Source organism: uncultured Streptococcus sp., from assembly GCF_963516515.1.
GTDB lineage: Bacteria > Bacillota > Bacilli > Lactobacillales > Streptococcaceae > Streptococcus.
The window spans coordinates 21,374-27,587 of record NZ_CAUQCJ010000025.1 but is presented as its reverse complement, the minus strand read 5'-3'; the positions used below and the strand labels follow the sequence as shown (position 1 = coordinate 27,587).

Here is a 6,214-nt window from a genome sequence, read left to right as displayed (position 1 = left end):
AGAACACTGACTTCACAGGCGGAGTAAAAGGCGAGTCTCTTGTTACAGAACTTCCGGAATATAAAGGTCTTGTATCTACAGTAGGTGAAGAATCAGCACCAATAGTAGAACACCCTGAGTTTACAGGCGGAGTTAATTCAGTACTTGCTCTTCTTGAGGAGAAAGAGGATTATCGGGGAGGAGTAAATGCAGTAGTTAGTGCAGTTCATGATATAGAAGATTATACAGGATCGTTAGCTGCAGCAGGAGATTCAGTAGTGAAATCCACTGATAAGCAAGTAGAGAATGGAGAAAGTAAAAATGAAGGAAACTCTAATCAAGTTATCTCAGGTATTGCTCGTTCACAACGTATTTTCAAAAATGAAGCAGGAAGTGTTCAAGTTCAAGCTTCAGATGAAGTTTTGAAAAATGTTAAAACTGTACAAATAGAGGAAGTAAAAGTTAGCGGTTTTGCTTCATTAAACTATAAAGCATTTGATATCAAATTGAAGGATGTAAATGGTAGATATGTTCAACCTGAAGGAAAAGTCCTTGTTACTTTTGCTACAGATCAGTCTGTCGAAAATGTTTACTATGTGGATCCGGAAGGAAATCTCCATCCTCTTGAATTCACGCAAAAAGATGGAAAGGTCATTTTTGAGACCAACCACTTTAGTATTTATGCTATGACTTTCCGACTATCTGTCAATAATCTAGCACTTGATAATCCTACAAAAGCTAAAAAAGAGGAGGAGATTTCACCATCACCTAAATTGTTATCTACAAATCAATACTCAGAATCAAACCAATCAGAGAATAAGATAAGTAACAATGAACAAACTATGTTACCAAATACAGGTGAGTCTGCCTCATCACTAACAATCTTATTTGGTTTTGTAGGAGTGTTCCTTGGAGCAATGATTTCTTATAGGCGAAAAGACAGTTAATTTGTCTACAGTTGTTCGTTGAACTTTTAAGTTCATATAAAATAAACCAGTCTAGAATCCTAAAAATTATCTAGGATTTTAGGCTGGTTTTTTAGGATTCTTATTCAACTGTAAAGGAACTCTTAAGCTAGATGGGCAAGAAAGCTATTTCTTGATTCATGAATCGCAAGAAGAAGATGATGATCGTACTCGTATCTATCATAGTACAGAAATGGATGGTGCAATTGCTTATGGTAAACCAGGTAAACCTACTCCATTATGGTTGTCATCTGTCATTGATAAAGAAATGCGCTATCTGCATGAGATTATGCAAGGAGCTCCAGTATCAGAAGAATTTGCCAAACTATTGACAGGTGAAGCTGCTCTAGAAGCAATTGCTACTGCAGATGCTTGTACCCAGTCTATGTTTGAAGATCGCAAAGTGAAGCTATCTGAGATAGCAAAATAAATATCGGTATTCTCTTATAATAAGTCAAGCACCTCTTTGAAAGTACTTTTAAAGGGGGTGTTTGACTTGCTTTCTTTTTAAAACTGCAATCTATCATAGAACAAACCCTTGAAAGCGCTTTAAAAATAGTATATAATTGTCTCATAAGAAAAAAGGAAAAGGAGGAAAAAGGATGCCACAGATTACTAAAGAAGCTTTGATTAATCAAATCAAAGATGGAATCATTGTTTCTTGTCAGGCCCTTCCTCACGAACCGCTTTATACAGAAGCGGGAGGAGTTATCCCCTTGCTGGTCAAAGCGGCTGAGCAAGGTGGAGCAGTCGGTATCCGAGCCAATAGTGTTCGTGATATCAAGGAAATCAAAGAGGTTACAAAACTTCCGATTATAGGGATTATCAAACGAGATTATCCACCTCAAGAACCCTTCATCACTGCTACTATGAAAGAAGTTGATGAACTAGCAGAGCTAGACATTGAGGTAATTGCTCTGGACTGTACGAAGCGAGAACGCTATGACGGTTTAGAAATTCAGGAGTTTATCCGTCAGGTCAAGGAAAAATATCCTAACCAGCTTTTGATGGCTGATACAAGTACCTTCGAAGAAGGGTTAGCAGCTGTAGAAGCAGGAATTGACTTTGTAGGAACAACCTTATCAGGTTACACATCTTATAGTCCAAAAGTGGACGGTCCCGATTTTGAATTAATCAAAAAGCTCTGTGATGCGGGTGTAGATGTTATCGCTGAAGGGAAAATTCATACACCAGAACAAGCTAAACAAATCCTGGGATACGGAGTAAGAGGCATTGTTGTTGGTGGCGCTATTACTAGACCAAAAGAGATTACAGAACGCTTTGTTGCTGGTCTTAAATAACACAATCTCAAAACAGAGGAGAGTGGTGGAAGCGTCGGATAAAATGAAAACGTATACAGATGCAAACTTGCTCATTATCCAATATGGATACGCTTATAAATAGGAGAATACAAATGAAATTTAGAAAACTAGCTTGTACAGTGCTTGCGGGTGCTGCGATTCTTGGCCTTGCTGCATGTGGTAATTCTGGTGGAAGTAAAGATGCTGGAAAATCTGGTAGCGATAGCGGAAAAACAGAAATCACTTGGTGGGCATTCCCAGTCTTCACTCAAGAAAAAACTGGTGACGGTGTTGGAACTTATGAAAAATCTATCATCGCAGCCTTTGAGAAAGCAAACCCAGATGTAAAAGTGAAATTGGAAACTATCGACTTTAAGTCAGGCCCAGAAAAAATCACTACAGCTATCGAAGCCGGTACAGCTCCGGACGTCCTCTTTGACGCACCAGGACGTATCATCCAATATGGTAAAAATGGGAAATTGGCTGACTTGAACGACCTCTTCACAGATGACTTTGTTAAAGATGTCAACAATGAAAATATTGTAAAAGCAAGTAAAGCTGGCGATAAAGCTTACATGTATCCAATCAGTTCAGCACCATTCTACATGGCTATGAACAAGAAAATGTTGGAAGAAGCTGGAGTTGCGAACCTTGTAAAAGAAGGTTGGACAACAGACGACTTTGAAAAAGTATTGAAAGCACTCAAAGCTAAAGGCTATACACCAGGTTCATTGTTCAGTTCAGGTCAAGGGGGAGACCAAGGAACACGTGCCTTCATTTCAAACCTTTATGGAGCTTCTGTAACTGATAAAGATGTTACTAAGTATACAACTGATGATCCTAAATTCGTTAAAGGTCTTGAAAAAGCAGCTAGCTGGATTAAAGATGGTTTGTTGAACAATGGTTCACAATTTGATGGTGGAGCAGACATCCAAAACTTTGCTAACGGCCAAACATCATACACTACTCTTTGGGCACCAGCTCAAAATGGTATCCAAGCTAAACTATTGGAAGCAAGTAAAGTAGAAGTGGTAGAAGTACCATTCCCATCTGATTCTGGTAAACCAGCTCTTGAATACCTTGTAAACGGATTTGCAGTATTTAACAACAAAGATGACAAGAAAATTGCTGCTTCTAAGAAATTTGTTCAATTCATCGCTGATGATAAAGAATGGGGTCCAAAAGATGTTGTTCGTACAGGAGCATTCCCAGTTCGTACATCATTTGGTAAACTCTATGAAGACAAACGTATGGAAACAATCGGTGCTTGGACTAAGTACTACTCACCATACTACAATACAATTGATGGTTTTGCAGAAATGAGAACTCTATGGTTCCCAATGTTGCAATCAGTTTCAAATGGCGATCAAAAACCAGCTGATGCATTGAAAGCATTTACTGAAAAAGCAAATGAAACTATCAAAAAAGCTACTAAACAATAAACCCTAAACAGATTTTGTAGCCCCTTTTCCCTTTGCACACTTGTGTAAGAAAAGGGGGCTTTTATTTAAAAGGTAAATCATCATTCTCTTAGGAGATTATCAATAAAAAAGAAAAGGAAAGAGAGGTGCCGACAGTGAAAGTTAATAAAATTCGTATGAGAGAAACTATTATTTCTTATGCTTTCCTAGCGCCAGTTTTATTCTTCTTCGTTGTCTTCGTTTTAGCACCAATGATTATGGGCTTCATCACAAGTTTCTTTAACTATTCTATGACTAGTTTCCAATTTGTGGGCTTAGATAACTATATCCGTATGTTTAAAGATCCTGTCTTTACAAAATCTCTGATTAATACAGTTATTTTGGTTATTGGATCAGTTCCTGTGGTTGTTCTCTTCTCGCTCTTTGTAGCGTCACAGACCTACCATCAAAATGCTATCGCTAGATCCTTCTATCGTTTCGTATTTTTCCTTCCAGTTGTTACAGGTAGTGTTGCCGTAACAGTTGTATGGAAATGGATCTATGATCCACTATCAGGTATCTTGAACTTTGTTCTTAAATCAAGTCATATTATTTCTCAAAACATTTCATGGCTTGGTGATAAGCACTGGGCATTGATGGCGATTATGATTATCCTCTTGACAACTTCAGTTGGTCAACCGATCATCCTCTACATCGCTGCTATGGGAAATATCGATAATTCATTGGTTGAAGCAGCCCGCGTCGATGGTGCAACTGAGTTTCAAGTTTTCTGGAAGATTAAATGGCCAAGCCTTCTTCCAACAACTCTCTATATCGCAATTATTACAACAATTAACTCATTCCAATGTTTCGCCTTGATTCAGCTTTTGACATCAGGTGGTCCAAACTACTCTACAAGTACCTTGATGTACTACCTATACGAAAAAGCCTTCCAATTGACAGAGTATGGCTATGCCAACACAATCGGTGTCTTCTTGGCGGTTATGATTGCTATCGTAAGTTTTGTTCAATTTAAAGTACTCGGAAACGACGTAGAATACTAAAGAAAGGAGACAGCTATGCAATCTACAGAAAAAAAACCTTTAACAGCTTTCACTGTTATTTCAACTATTATCTTGCTCTTGTTGACCGTGCTGTTCATCTTTCCATTCTACTGGATTTTGACAGGGGCATTCAAATCACAACCTGATACAATCGTTATTCCACCACAATGGTTCCCTAAAATGCCAACCATGGAAAACTTCCAACAACTTATGGTGCAAAACCCTGCCATGCAGTGGATGTGGAACTCAGTATTTATCTCACTTGTAACTATGTTTTTGGTCTGTGCGACCTCTTCTCTAGCAGGTTATGTATTGGCTAAAAAACGTTTCTATGGTCAGCGTATCCTCTTTGCCATCTTTATCGCTGCCATGGCACTTCCAAAACAAGTTGTCCTTGTACCATTGGTACGTATCGTCAACTTCATGGGAATCCATGATACTCTTTGGGCAGTTATCTTGCCTTTGATTGGATGGCCATTCGGGGTCTTCCTTATGAAACAATTCAGTGAAAACATCCCTACAGAGTTGCTTGAATCAGCTAAAATCGACGGTTGTGGTGAGATTCGTACTTTCTGGAGCGTAGCCTTCCCAATTGTGAAACCAGGATTTGCAGCCCTTGCAATCTTTACCTTCATCAATACTTGGAACGACTACTTCATGCAGTTGGTTATGTTGACTTCACGTCAAAATTTGACTATCTCACTCGGGGTTGCGACTATGCAGGCCGAAATGGCAACCAACTATGGTTTAATCATGGCGGGGGCTGCCCTTGCTGCTGTGCCAATCGTAACAGTCTTCTTAGTCTTCCAAAAATCCTTCACACAAGGTATTACTATGGGAGCTGTTAAAGGATAAGAAACGATTTCTTTTACAGTATCAATTTACTATTGCTAGCACTATCTAAAAGCCTCCGACAGTAAATGACACTGTTGGAGGTGTTAGTTTTAATCGCTTAATGATGATTTTTAAAGGAGAAAATAATGATTTTTGACGATTTAAAAAACATTAGCTTTTATAAAGGAATTCATCCAAATCTTGACAAGGCAATTGATTATCTTTATGAACATCGTAAAGATTCGTTCGAGTTAGGAAAATATGATATTGATGGGGATAAGGTCTTTCTAGTTGTTCAAGAAAATGTCCTAAATAAAGCTGAAAATGATCAGTTTGAACATCACAAGAACTATGCAGACTTGCATTTGTTGGTAGAAGGTCATGAATATTCTAGCTTTGGTTCACGTATTAAGGACGAAGCGGTTGCTTTTGATGAAGCAAGTGATATTGGTTTTGTCCATTGTCATGAACAGTATCCACTTTTACTAGGTTATCACAATTTTGCAATTTTCTTCCCAGGAGAACCCCATCAACCAAATGGCTATGCAGGTATGGAAGATCAAGTTCGCAAGTATTTGTTTAAAATTTTAATTGATTAGAATAATAGGTAGAGATAGCTGATGACTATCTTATTAAGCACTTTTTAAAATTGAGTTTAAGAGTTGAATCTT

General features: G+C 38.2%; 6 protein-coding genes and 1 pseudogene. All 7 read left to right on the top strand.

The features are described from left to right. Positions 1-926: SIALI-17 repeat-containing surface protein (locus tag RYL77_RS06215; RefSeq protein WP_315010624.1), on the top strand; the 926-nt coding region annotated here is incomplete at its 5' end. A 100-nt stretch (positions 927-1,026) separates the two neighbouring features. Beyond that, positions 1,027-1,374 (top strand): annotated as a pseudogene (locus RYL77_RS06210) (Gfo/Idh/MocA family oxidoreductase); the annotation flags it as partial. A 172-nt stretch (positions 1,375-1,546) separates the two neighbouring features. After that, on the top strand, positions 1,547-2,245 hold the full coding sequence (locus RYL77_RS06205) for an N-acetylmannosamine-6-phosphate 2-epimerase (RefSeq protein ID WP_001135682.1): 699 nt from the start codon (positions 1,547-1,549) through the stop codon (positions 2,243-2,245). Positions 2,246-2,358: 113 nt separating this feature from the next. Further along, entirely contained in the window at positions 2,359-3,687 is a 1,329-nt protein-coding gene (locus RYL77_RS06200) for an ABC transporter substrate-binding protein (protein ID WP_315010623.1), read from the top strand. 155 nt (positions 3,688-3,842) lie between these two features. Beyond that, complete coding sequence (locus RYL77_RS06195; protein ID WP_161681757.1) at positions 3,843-4,709, top strand: carbohydrate ABC transporter permease; 867 nt, start codon at positions 3,843-3,845, stop codon at positions 4,707-4,709. A gap of 15 nt (positions 4,710-4,724) precedes the next feature. Next, a complete protein-coding gene (locus tag RYL77_RS06190) occupies positions 4,725-5,564 on the top strand; it encodes a carbohydrate ABC transporter permease (protein WP_001192010.1) in 840 nt (279 codons plus the stop codon). 125 nt (positions 5,565-5,689) lie between these two features. Further along, the gene (locus RYL77_RS06185; RefSeq protein ID WP_315010621.1) at positions 5,690-6,142 is read left to right on the top strand and encodes a YhcH/YjgK/YiaL family protein; all 453 of its coding nucleotides are present in this window, start codon (positions 5,690-5,692) and stop codon (positions 6,140-6,142) included. Positions 6,143-6,214 lie beyond the last annotated feature (72 nt).

Coding starts and splice junctions, on each gene's coding strand:
- RYL77_RS06195 (WP_161681757.1), top strand. CDS start 3,843: ATGAGAGAAACTATTATTTCTTATGCTTTCCTAGCGCCAGTTTTATTC.
- RYL77_RS06205 (WP_001135682.1), top strand. CDS start 1,547: ATGCCACAGATTACTAAAGAAGCTTTGATTAATCAAATCAAAGATGGA.
- RYL77_RS06185 (WP_315010621.1), top strand. CDS start 5,690: ATGATTTTTGACGATTTAAAAAACATTAGCTTTTATAAAGGAATTCAT.
- RYL77_RS06200 (WP_315010623.1), top strand. CDS start 2,359: ATGAAATTTAGAAAACTAGCTTGTACAGTGCTTGCGGGTGCTGCGATT.
- RYL77_RS06190 (WP_001192010.1), top strand. CDS start 4,725: ATGCAATCTACAGAAAAAAAACCTTTAACAGCTTTCACTGTTATTTCA.